Below are 14,824 nucleotides of genomic sequence, written 5' to 3' on the forward strand. Positions count from 1 at the left end.
TCCGGTTCACGGATACCACACGTTATTAATTCTTTTGACATCTCTTAGTGACCTGAAGCGGCTGTTCCTTATGACCTCAGTGCGGCTTCTCGCTGCAGCTTTGGCACACACCATACAGCTCCATGCGTAATCCGTGAATCTTAAAGCCCGTCGCCTGCTCAGCACGCTCTTCCACCTCATGAAGCGAAGGATAGCTGAAATCTTCAATCTTACCGCACTCCTGGCAGATGACATGATAATGATCGGACACATTGGCATCAAAACGGCTTGAATTATCACCATAAGTCAGCTCGCGGACCATGCCGGCTTCCATGAACATTTTGAGATTATTGTATACAGTTGCCACACTCATGCTTGGAAACTGCGGCTCCAGCGCACGGTAAATATCGTCTGCCGTAGGATGATTCAACGCTTCCATCAGATACGTAAGAATCGCATGACGCTGAGGCGTAATACGGACACCGGTAGTCTTCAGTTGTTCCAATGCATGCTGTACGCCACTACCCATCAATTCCACCGCCTTTTAATTAAAAAACATAATAGTTGAACACTACTGCAATTGTAAGACCCGGCTTTCAATGTTGTCAACGAAGTAAGTATATTATATTCATTATTATATAATAAAAATTACTTTTTTCAATATTCCCTCACATTTAGGTTACTGTTTCCTTCTACACGCAGCTTGAACTCGCCTGTTCCGATCTCACCGGAGATGGTTTTTTTGTCAATGGTAAGCCCGGGCAGGTCGGTAGTAATGTTGCCATAGCCGCTCGATCCCTCAACGGTAAAGCTCCCCGCCGAAGGCACATACAGATTGATATCGCCTACCGCGCTATACACATCCCAGTCCCCGCCAAAAAACTCCGAGCGGATGTCAATTTTGCCGTTCAGGGATTCTGCATGCAGCTTCGCTCGGGCACCGTCAATTTCCAGATTTCCGTTCTTGCTGGCCAGATCGAGCTCGTCACTGCTGCCCACTGCCGATATGTTCCCTACCGTTGTCGACAGCTTCACGGCCCCTGTCACATCCCAGGCATTCATATCACCGCCGCCCGTAGACAGCTCAATATTCCCCTGCACCGTCCGGGCCCTGACAGCACCGTTAAGCGTCTTTCCTTTTACATCTCCCAGCACCCTGTGCAAAATCAGCTCACCATTACCGGTCTCCAGGGAAATATCCGCGATAGCTTCCACATTCTGCAGCGTAATGCCGCCGTTCATCGTGCGTACTTCAAAATTAAAGCGGCGGTCTTCCGGAAGCGAAATATCAAGATCCATCCGCGGCTGCCTTTTGCCGGAGTCTCCGTAAGCCTTGGTCTGGGGAGTGATTTTGATGGTAGTGCCTTCAGTAACTTCCACAAAAGACTGTTCCGATATAGCCTCCGCTACCGGTCCTTCGAGCTGATCCACCCAAACGGTAGCTGTAATCACCACATCTTCCACAGGTGCACGATGAAGCAGGATATCGCCGTTGATGCCGTCGACGGTTATTTTGGCGGTGCTGAGCTCTACTGGAACGACCAGCGGCGCTTTTTGAAACCTGCTTCCTTCAGCTTCACCGTAATCGACAGCAGCAGCCGTCAAATTCAGGCTGACGCGATTCCATAAATGCAGGTAATGCTCCTGTTCGGCTACGATAAATACACTGGCAGCCAGTACAAGCGAAGTTACGATCCCCCGCAAATCCATCCGGGCTCTGTAACCGCGCGCAGGAGAAGACATACGGCGTGAGAACAGGTAAATCAGCAGATATTCCAGCCCCCATAATACCGGAACGATTGGCCACCAATCCAATAGCAGGAACATGCGGTCTGTCCCGTATAAGGAATCCAGCAGTAACAGAATCCCCACGCCAGTCAGCAGTACCGCTGCCGTATATCTGCCGACACGGCGCAGGGGGCGTTCATTTCTCCGGTAAGTGAGCCATCCTTTCAGGACTTCGCGGACACCCAGCCACAGGCCTCCGAAGATGAGAACGGCTGCCATCACCAGACCTGCATAATTTTCAATAAACTGCTGCAGCCAAGGCGGCTTCTGACGGAAAAGAAACATCAGCACTCCGCCGATGAGCAGCAGAAGCCCAAAGGAGATTCCAGGCTCGCTGATCAAAGAACGGCGCTTGGAGGGTGCAGGCTGCGGATTCAGCGGAGTATCAGACTCCTGCCCGGCAGAAGCAGCAAGTATCCGGTCAGCAGACTGCAGCACATCAAACACATTGTAAAAATAGAGTACCGGAATCAGCAGAGCCAGCAGGACAAGCAACGGCACATTAATCTGCATTCCGATCGATGAGAAATACAGCATGGCCGCAATATCCAGCAAAATCACAAAAATAAAGGAAATCCCTTTGCGGAGAAGCCCGAAATAAAGATGCCCTGTCCCTGGAATCAAAGCTGCAAGCAGCCCGGCAATAAACTTGCGTTTGCGGGGACGGCGTTTCGGACGCGGGGGAATCAAGCGGGGCTTTTGCTCTCCGGCATCCTGCGATCCTTCCGCAGCAGAATTACTCCGCTCTTCCTCCAGAGGGGACATCGGGGAACCGGGCCGTTGATCAGGACTCATTTCAGGATGCCTCCTTCCATAAGATTTACGTTTGTTATGCATCAAAGCCTGCCGTTCCGGTGAAATTCAATCAGCTCAACACCAGGAGCCACTTCCTCCACACCGGCAGGCAGAAATCCGTGTTTGGTGTACAGTGTAACAGCAGGGACATTAAGCTTGCCGGTTGATACAATAAACTGCTTCATACCGCTAAAATGTTCAAATACAAATTCCAGCAGGCTGCCGGCCACTCCTTCACGGAAATGGTCCGGATTCACCATCATCCGGGTAACGGTCAGCCGGCCCGGCGACTCTTCCAGTACTGCCGCCGCCCCCATCAATTCCTCATCACTGTCAAAACAGCCGAAGAATTCCTCCTTGGAGGCCCCCAGCATGTCTCTCGTCTCCATCAGCGGGGGGATTTCATTAAACCCTATCATTTCCGCTTCCAGTCTGTAGGCCTTATGCTGCAGGCTCCATAGCTCACCTAAAGTATAATCATCCTGCAGATTAAGCCTGGTTATTGTTCGCATCCGCTCATTCCCCTTATATGCCGCTCAGGGCCTGCCGTTGCCGACAAGCCCTGAGCTAAAATCCTATAATATATTACCCTAAAACGGATTCTAGCTGTTCAGCACTTGCGCCAGCAGCGTATTAACCAATCCAGGATTAGCTTTTCCTTTGCTCTCTTTCATAACCTGTCCTACCAGGAAGCCGATAGCCTTCTGTTTGCCTGCCTTGTAATCCTCCACTGATTGCGGATTGGCAGCCACAACGTCTTCGACAATTTTCTTGATAGCTCCTTCGTCACTGATCTGCACCAGACCTTTTTCTTCAACAATTACCGCAGGCAGCTTTCCGCTCTCCAGCATCTCTTTGAAGACCGTTTTGGCAATCTTGCTGCTGATCGTTCCTCCGGAAATCAGGCCGATCATTTCGCCGAGTCCCTGCGGAGTGATCTTCACCTGGGACAACTCCAGATTACTGCTGTTCAGATAGCCGAGCAGATCCCCCATCATCCAGTTGGCGACAGCCTTGGCATCCTTCGTATAGGCAAGGCTGCCTTCAAAGAAATCAGCCAACGGCTTGGAGGAGGTCAGCACACCTGCATCATAGGCAGTGAGACCGTATTCTTCGCTGTAGCGGGCCTGACGCGCATCCGGAAGCTCGGGAATTGTCTCGCGGATCGCTTCCTTCCAGGCATCGTCAATATGCAGCACGATAAGATCCGGATCAGGGAAATAACGGTAATCATGAGCCTCTTCTTTGCCGCGCATGGACAGGGTCTTGCCCTGTGCTTCATCCCAGCGGCGGGTTTCCTGCACGACTACACCGCCATCGTCGAGAATCTCGCCTTGACGGAACTGTTCATACTCCAGTCCGCGCAGAACACCCCGGAAGGAGTTCATATTCTTCAGCTCCGCGCGGATTCCGAACTCCTCCTGGCCTGCCGGCCGCAGGCTGATGTTCGCATCACAGCGCATGGAGCCTTCTTCCATCTTCACATCAGAAACATCACAGTACTGCATAATGGCCCTGATCTTCTCCAGATAAGCGCGTGCCTCTTCAGGCGAACGCAGATCGGGTTCTGAAACGATTTCTATCAGCGGGGTTCCGACACGGTTAAAGTCAACAAGCGAAGCAAAGCCGCCGTCTACGTGAGTCAGCTTGCCGGCATCCTCTTCCAGATGAAGCCGGGTGATCCCGATCCGCTTGCTTTCGCCGTTCACTTCAATATCAATCCATCCGTTCAGGCCGATCGGCTGATCATACTGCGAGATCTGGTAAGCCTTCGGTGAATCCGGATAGAAGTAGTTTTTGCGGTCGAATTTGCTGACATCACCGATGGTGCAGTTCAGCGCCATTGCCGCTTTCATTGCATATTCCACCGCCTGGCGGTTCAGCACCGGCAGCACGCCGGGATGGCCGAGGCAGACAGGACAAGTATGTGTATTGGGCGGTGCACCGAACTCCGTGGAGCAGCCGCAGAAAATTTTGGACTTCGTGTGAAGCTCTACATGGACTTCCAGACCAATGACCGTTTCGTATTTAGACATAAATAATCCTTTTCCCTCCTTCGGAGAACGCAGATTACAGCTGCGGCCGCTCTTTGTGGTGATCTGTATTTTGTTCAAAGGCATGCGCTACGCGCAGCACTGTACTCTCATCAAATTCTTTGCCGATAATCTGCAGACCGACAGGAAGTCCCCCGGCAAATCCGCACGGAACACTGACTGCCGGGATTCCGGCAAGGCTGACCGGAATGGTCAGAATATCATTCAGATACATCGTAAGCGGATCTTCTGTCTGCGAACCCAGCTTGAACGCAGGAGTTGGGGCAGTCGGTCCGATTACTACATCATACTTCTGGAATACTTCATCAAAATCCTGCTTAATCAAAGTGCGCACCTTCTGCGCCTTCAAATAGTAAGCATCGTAATAACCAGAGCTGAGCGCATAGGTACCGAGCATAATCCGGCGTTTGACCTCCGGGCCAAATCCGCGGCTGCGGGAATTATGGTACAGATCAAGCAGGCCGCCGCCCTCATCCACACGCACGCCATAACGGACTCCGTCAAAACGCGCCAGATTCGAAGATGCCTCCGACGAGGAGAGCAGGTAATAAGCCGCAACAGCATATTCGGTATGCGGCAGGGAAACCTCTTCCCAGACTGCACCAAGACCTTCGAGTACTTTAAGCGCAGCAAGCACGCTCTCACGCACGGCCGGTTCTACACCTTCGCCGATATATTCCTTCGGTACGGCGATACGCAGACCCGAAATATCACCGGTGAGCGCACTCAAGTAGTCCGGAATCTCTACTTTTGCAGAGGTGGAATCCTGTGCGTCATAGCCGGCAATAGCCTGCAGCACATATGCGGAATCCTCAACAGTCCGGGTAACCGGACCGATCTGATCCAGCGAGGAAGCGAAAGCGACCAGACCGTAACGGGATACAAGACCGTATGTCGGCTTGAAGCCGACTACGCCGCAATAGGAGGCTGGCTGGCGGATGGAACCGCCGGTATCAGAACCCAGGGCGAAGAATACTTCACCGGCCGCCACGGCTGCTGCCGACCCGCCGCTGGAGCCGCCGGGAACATGCTCCAGGTTCCATGGATTGCGCACAGCTCCGTAAGAGGAATTCTCGTTGGAGCCGCCCATGGCGAACTCGTCCATGTTCAGCTTGCCGATCGTTACGGCATCCGCCTGACGCAGCTTCGACACTACTGTAGCATCATAAATCGGCTGGAAGTTATCCAGGAACTGGCTGGCACAGGTCGTGCGCAGCCCCTTGGTCACAATATTATCCTTGATCCCGGCAGGAAGACCAAACAGCAGGCCGCGCGCTGCTCCGGAAGCCAGCTTATCATCCAGGGCCCGTGCCGTCTGACGGGCGCCCTCTTCATTTAGACTCAAAAATGCATGCACCTTGGCATCATGCTTGGCAATGGCAGCAAGCGACACTTCCGTCAGTTCGCTGACAGAGATCTCCTTGCTGTGCAGCATGTTATGTACTTCAGGCAAACGGTATTGAAACAGGCTCAACATACTTCCTCCTCTCGGTATAATTACTCCAGTACAGCGGGAACTTTGAAATGGCCGTCTTCGTCCTCCGGTGCGTTCAGCAGCGCTTCCTCCTGGGAAAGGCTGTCCTTCACCACATCATCACGCATGACATTGCTGACCTGCAGCACATGTGTCGTGGGCTTTACATTGTCCGTATCCAGCTCATTTAATTTCTCAGCATATCGTAAAATAGCATTCATTTGCTCAGTAAAGGTAGCCTCTTCCTCCGGGCTTAACTGCAGGCGGGCCAGCCTGGCCACATGCTGCACATCTTTGACAGTGATGCTCATAAGAAATATCCCTCCTGTTTAAAGGGCTAAAGCGCCCGGATAACGTTTTTAATTATATTGTAGAAGCCGGGACAATTCAATGAGCTTGTCTCTGGACAAAGTGGAGCGTTGCTTCGATACGTATTCAGGTACTTTGCGGGGGCCCCAATGGTATACTTTCTAAATATACAAAAAAGCCGGCTTTCGCCGGCCTAGCTTAATGTATCTGAAAGTATATAAATTCGGGGATATCTTAAATCCATGCGCGAAGGTTCACCTGCTTGATGAATTCCGCTTGGGACATACTTTCTTTGATTGTTGTGTCTGTCTCTTCCGCTTCCGCGTCTTCACCGTTCATCAGATGATGGAACAGCTTCTCGTTATGTGTTGACAAAGCATAATCGATCAACGCTTCATGCGTCGCTCTCTCTGCTTCAGCTACCAGCAATTGTTCTTCCGCTTCGATATCCTCTGCCGTAACATAAAAATTTCTGTTCGCTTGAGGCACACGAATGACATAATCAAACGCATTGTCAGGATTGCGGTCATAAGCAATCAGGTAGCCGTAGTCTCCGATAGGAAGACTTTGCTCAAAAGCATCCGCGACAATGACAATTTTCTCTCCTAAACGCAGCATCGTCCTACCTCCTGACCTAAAATCTATCATGGTCCTGCTTGTTTCAACAGTCTACTAAAAAAAGATAGAGCTGTCCAGCAGTTGGAGGGCTGTTCAATGGAATTCTTCAGAAATTTTCAGAAAATTCGTATAAATGAAACAAATTTCTCCTATTATTGCTTTCTTCTGCGTGCTTCCGGCCAAACCACAAACAGAAGATAACAGACCGCCGGGCTGGGAAACCCCGTCAGCCCCCAGATCCCCCAGAACCAGGCTCTCCTCCCTTTGCCCCGTTGCTGCTCCGTCCGGAACAGCCAAATTCCCTGCACCAGCAGTACTGCAGCAATGCATAACCACAACCAAACCGGCACTTCACGCAGTTCATTCACTTGTCAGCATCCTCCCGCCGCAGCCTGATTCTGTTAGCTATGAAGCCGCTGAGTGCTGCAAGCGGAAATGCGGCCTGAAAAATCCAGTAAATAACCGGTGCAGACCCCAGTGCAGTCAAAGCAGCGCCCAGCAGGAATAGAGCTACCAGCAGAAACAGCTTCAGTTCCATGCGGCTCTGGCGGCGTCTGCGGACAGCCTCGGCAGCCATAAAATGCTCCATCTCCGGCAGAGAGGGCGGGGAAATATTATCTATCTGCGCATCCAGTCGTGCCAGGTCTGAATTCAATCTGCGCAGCAGTTCTTCTTCATTGTCAGGCTTCATCTTCATTGAGCTCCTTTCGCAGTTGGGTTAGACCGGCAGAGACGCGTGACTTGACCGTGCCGGAAGGAACCTGCAGAATATCGCCAATCTCATCATAGCTGTAACCATAGTAGTGCTTGAGCAGGACCGCTACCCGCTGCGGAGAGGACAGGCGTGACAGCGCCTCAAGCACATCGCTCCACTCCATATTGCGGCTCTCGAACCTCCAGCGTACAGAGTGTACATTCTGCTCCTGCAGCCATTTCGCCTCAAGCCTCCAGCGCCTCTTCCTGTCGATATACAAGCGGGTTGCGATTGTAATCAGCCATGAAGAGAAGGAGGAAGAGCCGTTGTAGGTGCTAATCTTCTCCATGCACCGCACCATCGTATCCTGGACAAGCTCCTCGGCCAGCGAAGGGTTCATAGTGGCCTTGATTAAATATTTATACAAAAAGGTATAATGCTCATGCAGCAGCAAGGACAGCGCCGAAGGATCGCCCTGCTGTGCGAGTCTGATTCTCGTAAGCGTGCTGTCGCCCATCTGCTCCCCCATTCCCTTCATTTACACCTGTAATACGAACCAGTTCAGGGAATCGTTCATTCCGTGTCCTGATTATTTTGCAGCTGCCATAATTTGCGCCGCCATGGCTGGACTTGTCCCTTGCCATACGGGAAACTCCAAAACACTACCTGTGCCGGACTGCTCTCAATACATTCATCAGGCGCACTCCCGGCTTCATAAGTACCATCTATATATCCGTATTTCCCTAACCGGGCATAGTCCATACCGTTATATCTATGTCTATCATCCTTCAATCTTCTTCCTCCCATGCAGTTCAGCCTGTATAAACACAAAAAAAGAACGCAAACCGGGATTATTCCACAGTCTGCGTGCTTCGCGAGGTAAATGTTACATTTAATTAACGTTATTGTAGCAACTTTGTATTCCCTTGTCCATCTCTAATTTCCCGGATTATGCCGAAAGATGCAAAATAACCTTCATCCCGTGGCTGAAATTCCAGGAATAGGCCTTCCTATGGGCAGATAAAAGCTACTGCATGGGAACGTAGGGATTGCGCTGCTTTTCATAGCCGATCGTTGTACGGGGTCCGTGACCGGGATACACCTTGACTTCATCATCCAGCCGGTACAGCTTGCCGCGGATGGAGTCAATCAAATCCCTCTCTCTGCCTCCGGGAAGATCCGTACGGCCAACGCCCTGCCGGAACAGCACATCCCCGGCAAACAGGTCATTGCCGCACAGAAAGCTGACACTCCCCGGTGAATGGCCTGGCGTATGCATGACTTTAAAGGTCAATCCCAGCAGCTTCAGTACCTGTCCTTCTGCCAGATCATATTCCGCAGGCTCTGTACTGATCGGCGGAGAAGCCTCCGGCCACATCAGCGAACCGTTCAGCTTGGGGCTGCCCAGCCATTCGCTCTCCAGTGCATGCAGATATACGGGACAATTTTTGGCTTTGCGGATTTCATCCACACCGCCGATATGGTCGAAATGGGCATGCGTGAGGAGAATCGCTTCAATCTCCATGCCTTCTATCGCACGCAGAAGAGCTCCGGGATTCATTCCGGGGTCAATGATGACACCGCGGCCAGGATCAGCACCTGTCAGCAAATAGGCGTTGGTCTGCAGCGGTCCAAGGTTGTAAGAACGGATATTCAGCATAGCAATCAGAAGCCGGAGATCAGGCTGCGCAGCTCCTTGGCAATAACTGCGTGCGATTCCGTCCCTTCCCCGTAGGCCTGTCCCATTGCCTTACGTACTTCAGCAATCTTGCTGTCGTAATCCGCCGCTTCACGGTCAGGATTATTCTGTTTGAATTCTCTCATCAAGGACTGTACATGTTCAGGGCGCGGGCCCCACTGTCCAAGCACATAACCGCCGGTATCTGCAAAAATAACGACCGGGACCGATCTTCCGCCCATCGTCAGAAAATCATCCATAATGTCCAGATTCTCTTCCAGAATCAGCACTTCCGTCTTCATACCTGCCGTTTCCAGAATACGGAACACAACCGGAATATTGCGCACTACGTCGCCGCACCAGTCAGCTGCCAGGATCAGCACACGCAGATCATCGCGGTGGTTCAGGCTTTCGAAATATGCGCGGTCCTCTTCATCAGACCAGCTAAACTTCTCGTACCAGGATTCAAATGCCTGCTGGTTTTTGGTCATCCCTTCGACGAACTGGCGGGGAGTCAGGCCTTGGCCGAATTTATAAGCTACATTCTGTTTCATACTGCACTACCTTTCTTCTTGGATTTGTACCACTTGAACAGAAAATAGACGATAATGATAGCAAGAGCGCCGAGAATCAGCTCGCGTGTATATTGTGCGGCTACTTCATCAATGGTTTCCCACCGGGAACCCAGATTCATGCCCAGATATACAAACAGTGCACTCCAAGGAATAACTGCAAGAGTAGTTAAAAAGGTAAACTTACCGAGCGGCATACGGGAAATCCCGGCCGGAACCGATATCGCATGGCGCACAACGGGAATAAAGCGTGCGGTGAAAATAACGCCTGTACCATACTTTTCGAACCATTGCTCCGAATGGTCGATATGCTTTTTCTTGATAAAAATATACTTGCCGTATTTCTCAAGCACAGGTCTTCCGCCGTACCGGCCGATCCAGTATACGAAAATTTGCGCAATGACCCCGCCGACTGTGCCAAAGAGAACTGCCCCGAAATAGTTAATCTGTTCTTGTGAAACCAGAAAACCGCCGTATGCAAGCACGATTTCACTTGGAATCACTTCAATCATCAGCCCGATCATGATTCCGATGTATCCAAGGCTTTGAATCCATTCAAACAACTGCGAAATCACTTCAGATACAAAATGCAAATGCAGCTCCTCCTTCCCTGTAATTTGCGGACCTGGCATAGCGTCCAGGAGACTGAAGCTTACACCTCTGCCGCTCTATGTATCCAGCTTCTTCTAGCCTATTCTAGCACAGCAGACTTATTACATCTACTGAACGGCAAACTCATTACCTCACTGTATGGTTCCGGAGGCCCTGCTCTATTTTGCGTTGACAGAATAAAAAAACAATGCGATTATACATTTAGATAATTATTTAAATATTGAAAGGCTGGGTGGACTATGAATGAATCCTTCAAAGCGCTCGCTGATCCTACCCGGAGGCAAATAATAAAGCTGCTGCGGGAAAAGGACCGGACCGCCGGAGAGATCGCCGAATATTTTCAAATGTCAAAGCCCAGCATCTCCCATCATCTCAGCGCACTGAAGCACGCCGGACTCGTACAGGATGAACGCAAGGGCCAATTTATCCTGTATTCACTGGATACAACGGTGCTCGAAGAGGTGCTTGGCTGGTTTTTGGAATTAACCGGGACGGGAAAGGGAAAACACCCGGAGATTAGTTCTGCAGACCGCAGCAAGGAACAGGAACAGCAATCTGACAAGGAGGCTGAGCAGGATGAATGATTTCAGATGGAAGTGGCAGGACACGCTTATAGTTATTCTTGGGGTACTCTCGGTGGGATACGCATTGCTTCATTACGGACAGCTGCCGGAGCAGCTCCCTGCACAATTCAGTATTACCGGTGAAGTCAACACTTACTGGAGCAAGGGTTCGGTTATCGCATTAACGGGGTTTTTGGGCCTTGTATTTCCTATTGGTATGCAGTTCATACGACGGATCGATCCCAAGAAAGACAATTATAGAAAATTTGAAAACGCCTATAAAATGATCCGGCTGGCTATGGCCGTCCTGTTCGATACCATGCTGGTGCTGATTGTAGCCCAAGGGCTGGGGCATGAATTCCATGCAGGTAAAGCAGCCATGGCTGCTGTTGGTTTGCTGTTTGTGGTGATCGGCAATTTCATGCCGCAGATCAGGGATAACTACCTGACGGGAATCCGCACACCGTGGACGCTCGCAAATCCGGAGGTATGGCGGAAGACACACCGTTTCTCAGGCTTTATGTGGATGCTGGGCGGCCTGCTCATCATCCTGGGGGCCTTCATGCCGCAGGCACTGTCAATCAGTCTCATCGTTGCTGCACTGCTGATTGCCGTCGTTATCCCTTATGTATATTCCTGGTTTATTTCGAGGGGAATAAATGCCTGAAACGCGGATTACAGCACCAGATCGATTTTTTTGATAGCCACGCCAAATACTCATGGATACAGAATATAGCTGCAGTTACCCATTGAGCAGACAGCCTCTGCATCCACTCTTCTGCAATGCCGCGATAGAGCGGCATGAATGACGGATGGGAATTTCTCCACTTCATTCTCCTGTAATCACCAGATTTACGATGCCAGTGGGAAAAACTCCATTTAATTTCATAGAAATCGCCACCATATGGTTGTGTGGTCCGAAATAGATGGAGTATTTCTAACTAATTGTCGTAAATCAGGAAATTGGACGTAATTAAATGGCGAAATTCCAATTAAGCTTTTGAGCATGAATTCCCGACTTATTTATACGCGATCAGCAGCCTGCAGCCCTTCCATTTGGATCTGCCGGCCTTACATAACGTAAGCTGACCGCATCTCCTGCCGGAGCCGGAGCTCCAGTTCTCCGGCTTCTTCGGTAATTCTGAACAGGCGGTCGTTATGCTGCGCCCCTTTGTGCTCTTCCTGCACTGCCAGCAGGCGGTAACCGCGCAGCAGCTCAAGCCCTGCTGCTGCGCTGGCTAACGCTTCTTTCCGCTTTCCTTCCAGCAGTTTCTGCCTGCTCATGGCCAGCATGCCGCGGGCCGCCTCTATCCTCTTCCCGGCATTAAAGACATCCAGCTGCAGGCTTTTGCGTATCCATTGCAGCGCCTCTCCCGGATTATCACTCTTCATAGCCCGCTCGGCGAGTTCCCAGTGCAGGGCCGCATTCCCCGGGGAATGCAGCAGGCTGCCAAGCAGCACAGCTTCTGCTTCAGCGGCCGGAAGCAGGCGGGACAAACTTAAGGCCGCTGCCGGTTGGCGCCGGTTCCATTCCAGCGACTGCCGGAGCAACTGAAGCCGCATAGCCGGCTCTTGAACCGTTCCCGCCTGATCATATAAGCTCTCCCCCATTAGCATGCGGACGGAGAGCAGTAGCGGCAGGATTGAAAGGCAGCAGAGACCCAGACGGGCCGTGAGGATAAGCCGCTTCTGATGTAACGGATAGAGGAATGCAGGGCATCTGCTGAAAAGACTGCGGGCAGAACCTGAATTCCTCCTGTAAACAGGTCCGTTCTCATAAGAAGTCCCGGCCTCTGCCCTCCGGGCCCCGGCAAGCGCCAGCGCCGGCAGCAGGAACAGCAGCAGCCAGACCAGGCTGTAGCTCCAGTCAAAATCGACCGCCCCGTGCAGGACGATTACCAGAACCGGCGGGAGCAGCCTTGGGGCGTACCTCCCCGCCAGCCAGCCTGCCGACAGCAGCAGCAGCAGGCAGCAGGCAAGACCGGCTATCCCTGTGTTCAGCAGGATGTCGAGATAACCGCTGTGCACCTGGCTGCCCACATAGGGGCGGGACTGGGCGGCGAGATACGCGCTCCGCCACGTCCCGCCCCCCTGGCCCAGCCAGGGTGCCTCACCCGCGAGCTTCCAGGCATCGCGGTAGAACAGCCCGCGGGCGGAGACCGTCGGAGACGGTCCGGTGATACGCCCGCGTATCTGTTCCTGGACGGCGGTGCCCGCCGCCGTCCAGCTTGCCGCCGCCAGCACAAGCGCGGCGGCGCGGACCCGGCCCGCCGCGCAGCAGCTGCGGCGGCACAGCCACAGGCCGGCGGACAGCGCGCCGGCCCAGAGCCCGGCCAGCAGCAGCAGGCCGGGTACAGGCTCTACCGCCAGCGCGGCAGGAGCCAGCTGGCGGTAGAGCAGCGCCGCGGCGGCCACGGGCGCGGCGCCTGCGGCAAGAAGCGGCGCGGTGAGCTGCCGCTTCCAGAGCAGGACGGCGGCGCTGGCGCAGGCCGCCGTCAGCATCGCGCCGCGCGACTCGCTGAGCAGCAGCGCGGCGGCGTACGGGAACAGCGGCAGCATGCGCAGCAGCTGCCGTATTGCCCCGGCCTGCTGGCCCCCGGTTCCACCAATACCTTTCTTCCCCTCCGCAACTACACTAGCACCCGCCAGACTGTCTCCTGCTACACCCGCCTGACTGTCTCCTGCTACACCCGTCTGGACGTGTTCTCCGCCCGCTATGTCACTCCCCGCATGTCCGCCCCTTACTCCGCCTGCAACTGCCAGCTCACCCGCGGTCCCCTCTGCAATCCCCTGCCCGCCTGCATTTCCCTCCGCCCCGCTGTTCAGTTTTGTGTGTCCGGCAGCAGCAAACAGCCGTTCCAGCAAAAACACAGCCATCACCGCACCAAAGGCATTGGGATACTCCAGCAGTCCGCCAAGTCTTGCGCCTGTGGCACTGACCTCCGGCGATTGGCTGTGAGCTATTGCATAAGGCAGCTCCAGCACGCCGCAGACCGCCAGCAGAGCGCTCAGGCTGACAGCCATTCCGAGCAGGTGCCAGACTGCTGCCAGCAAGCGGCCGCCCCGAATACTCCGGGCACAAACATATACAGCAGCAGCATAGCCGGTATACAGCCCCCAACGCAGCATTTCATCTGCCGTTCCTTGAGCGGACAACGGAGTCCGCAGCCCGTGGACAGCATACAAAGTGAACATAACAGCCGGACAGACCAGCATCAGTAACGCCGCCCAGTCATGCCTTCTTCCTATTCCGTTTGCGCGGGACACTCCGACCGTTGGTTTTTCCAGGGCTGCTGCCAGCAGCCAGAGTCCTGCCCAGAAGGCGCACAGCACAAACCAGACTGTCAGAAAGAGATACATCTCCCCGGCAAAAAACATACCGCGCAGCAGACAACCGCCTGCCCCTGCAGCAATGATGAGACCTGCACTGACAGACAGCCTTGCCGTCTCCACTTTTTTCCGAAACCCGATACTCCTGTGCATAGGTACCCCTTACATTTCTGACTTTCATACTGCTAATTCTCCGCTGCGCTTTCTGCAAAAAATTTCCGCGAAAGTGCGGCATGATTGTCTATTGCATTTTTTGCAGCAGATGTTCTTCCTAATCGGCCAAAAAACAGCATCTGCTGCAGTTAGTGCATTTGAATTTTGCCATTTGTCTGTTTTTGGTCCATAATCCCGAAATCTG

At 52.9% G+C, this 14,824-nt stretch carries 17 protein-coding genes; 2 read left to right on the forward strand and 15 right to left on the reverse strand.

The annotated features are described in order from the left end of the window. Positions 1–76: 76 nt before the first annotated feature. The 14 genes from perR to uptA all read right to left on the reverse strand — a co-directional run bounded on the left by perR (position 77) and on the right by uptA (position 10,554). Entirely contained in the window at positions 77–508 is a 432-nt protein-coding gene (gene perR / locus C2I18_RS08150) for a peroxide-responsive transcriptional repressor PerR (protein ID WP_249900733.1), read from the reverse strand. 128 nt (positions 509–636) lie between these two features. After that, positions 637–2,562, reverse strand: a complete 1,926-nt coding sequence (locus tag C2I18_RS08155) for a DUF4097 family beta strand repeat-containing protein (RefSeq protein ID WP_249900734.1) — start codon at positions 2,560–2,562, stop codon at positions 637–639. 41 nt (positions 2,563–2,603) lie between these two features. After that, positions 2,604–3,074 (reverse strand): GNAT family N-acetyltransferase, encoded by a 471-nt coding sequence (locus C2I18_RS08160; protein WP_249900735.1) that lies wholly within the window; start codon positions 3,072–3,074, stop codon positions 2,604–2,606. Positions 3,075–3,164: 90 nt separating this feature from the next. Then, complete coding sequence (gene gatB / locus C2I18_RS08165; RefSeq protein WP_249900736.1) at positions 3,165–4,598, reverse strand: Asp-tRNA(Asn)/Glu-tRNA(Gln) amidotransferase subunit GatB; 1,434 nt, start codon at positions 4,596–4,598, stop codon at positions 3,165–3,167. 34 nt (positions 4,599–4,632) lie between these two features. Beyond that, a complete protein-coding gene (gatA, locus tag C2I18_RS08170; RefSeq protein WP_249902045.1) occupies positions 4,633–6,090 on the reverse strand; it encodes an Asp-tRNA(Asn)/Glu-tRNA(Gln) amidotransferase subunit GatA in 1,458 nt (485 codons plus the stop codon). Positions 6,091–6,113: 23 nt separating this feature from the next. Further along, positions 6,114–6,401, reverse strand: a complete 288-nt coding sequence (gatC, locus tag C2I18_RS08175) for an Asp-tRNA(Asn)/Glu-tRNA(Gln) amidotransferase subunit GatC (protein ID WP_249900737.1) — start codon at positions 6,399–6,401, stop codon at positions 6,114–6,116. Positions 6,402–6,633: 232 nt separating this feature from the next. Beyond that, a complete protein-coding gene (locus C2I18_RS08180; RefSeq protein WP_249900738.1) occupies positions 6,634–7,017 on the reverse strand; it encodes an ATPase in 384 nt (127 codons plus the stop codon). A gap of 152 nt (positions 7,018–7,169) precedes the next feature. Continuing rightward, positions 7,170–7,385, reverse strand: coding sequence for a hypothetical protein (locus C2I18_RS08185; RefSeq protein ID WP_249900739.1), 216 nt, complete (start codon positions 7,383–7,385; stop codon positions 7,170–7,172). Further along, positions 7,382–7,708, reverse strand: coding sequence for a DUF5345 family protein (locus tag C2I18_RS08190; protein ID WP_249900740.1), 327 nt, complete (start codon positions 7,706–7,708; stop codon positions 7,382–7,384). Before C2I18_RS08190 ends, C2I18_RS08185 begins: the two co-directional genes overlap by 4 nt. Further along, on the reverse strand, positions 7,698–8,228 hold the full coding sequence (gene sigY / locus C2I18_RS08195; RefSeq protein WP_249900741.1) for an RNA polymerase sigma factor SigY: 531 nt from the start codon (positions 8,226–8,228) through the stop codon (positions 7,698–7,700). The genes C2I18_RS08190 and sigY overlap by 11 nt, the downstream gene beginning before the upstream one ends. 56 nt (positions 8,229–8,284) lie before the next feature. Next, on the reverse strand, positions 8,285–8,503 hold the full coding sequence (locus C2I18_RS08200; RefSeq protein ID WP_249900742.1) for a hypothetical protein: 219 nt from the start codon (positions 8,501–8,503) through the stop codon (positions 8,285–8,287). A gap of 235 nt (positions 8,504–8,738) precedes the next feature. After that, positions 8,739–9,371 (reverse strand): MBL fold metallo-hydrolase, encoded by a 633-nt coding sequence (locus tag C2I18_RS08205; RefSeq protein ID WP_249900743.1) that lies wholly within the window; start codon positions 9,369–9,371, stop codon positions 8,739–8,741. A gap of 5 nt (positions 9,372–9,376) precedes the next feature. Beyond that, on the reverse strand, positions 9,377–9,943 hold the full coding sequence (locus tag C2I18_RS08210) for a thioredoxin family protein (RefSeq protein WP_249900744.1): 567 nt from the start codon (positions 9,941–9,943) through the stop codon (positions 9,377–9,379). Next, a complete protein-coding gene (uptA, locus tag C2I18_RS08215; RefSeq protein WP_249900745.1) occupies positions 9,940–10,554 on the reverse strand; it encodes an undecaprenyl phosphate transporter UptA in 615 nt (204 codons plus the stop codon). Before uptA ends, C2I18_RS08210 begins: the two co-directional genes overlap by 4 nt. A gap of 258 nt (positions 10,555–10,812) precedes the next feature. Between uptA and C2I18_RS08220 the strand changes: the two genes are divergently transcribed. Both C2I18_RS08220 and C2I18_RS08225 read left to right on the forward strand, forming a co-directional pair. Then, on the forward strand, positions 10,813–11,157 hold the full coding sequence (locus C2I18_RS08220; protein ID WP_249900746.1) for an autorepressor SdpR family transcription factor: 345 nt from the start codon (positions 10,813–10,815) through the stop codon (positions 11,155–11,157). Beyond that, positions 11,150–11,803, forward strand: a complete 654-nt coding sequence (locus tag C2I18_RS08225) for an SdpI family protein (RefSeq protein ID WP_249900747.1) — start codon at positions 11,150–11,152, stop codon at positions 11,801–11,803. The genes C2I18_RS08220 and C2I18_RS08225 overlap by 8 nt, the downstream gene beginning before the upstream one ends. A gap of 404 nt (positions 11,804–12,207) precedes the next feature. On the opposite strand, the gene C2I18_RS08230 is transcribed toward C2I18_RS08225, so the two are convergent. Continuing rightward, positions 12,208–14,589, reverse strand: a complete 2,382-nt coding sequence (locus C2I18_RS08230; protein WP_249900748.1) for an O-antigen ligase family protein — start codon at positions 14,587–14,589, stop codon at positions 12,208–12,210. Positions 14,590–14,824: the final 235 nt, after the last annotated feature.

It is taken from the genome of Paenibacillus sp. PK3_47, from assembly GCF_023520895.1.
In the GTDB taxonomy this organism is placed as follows: domain Bacteria; phylum Bacillota; class Bacilli; order Paenibacillales; family Paenibacillaceae; genus Paenibacillus_AQ.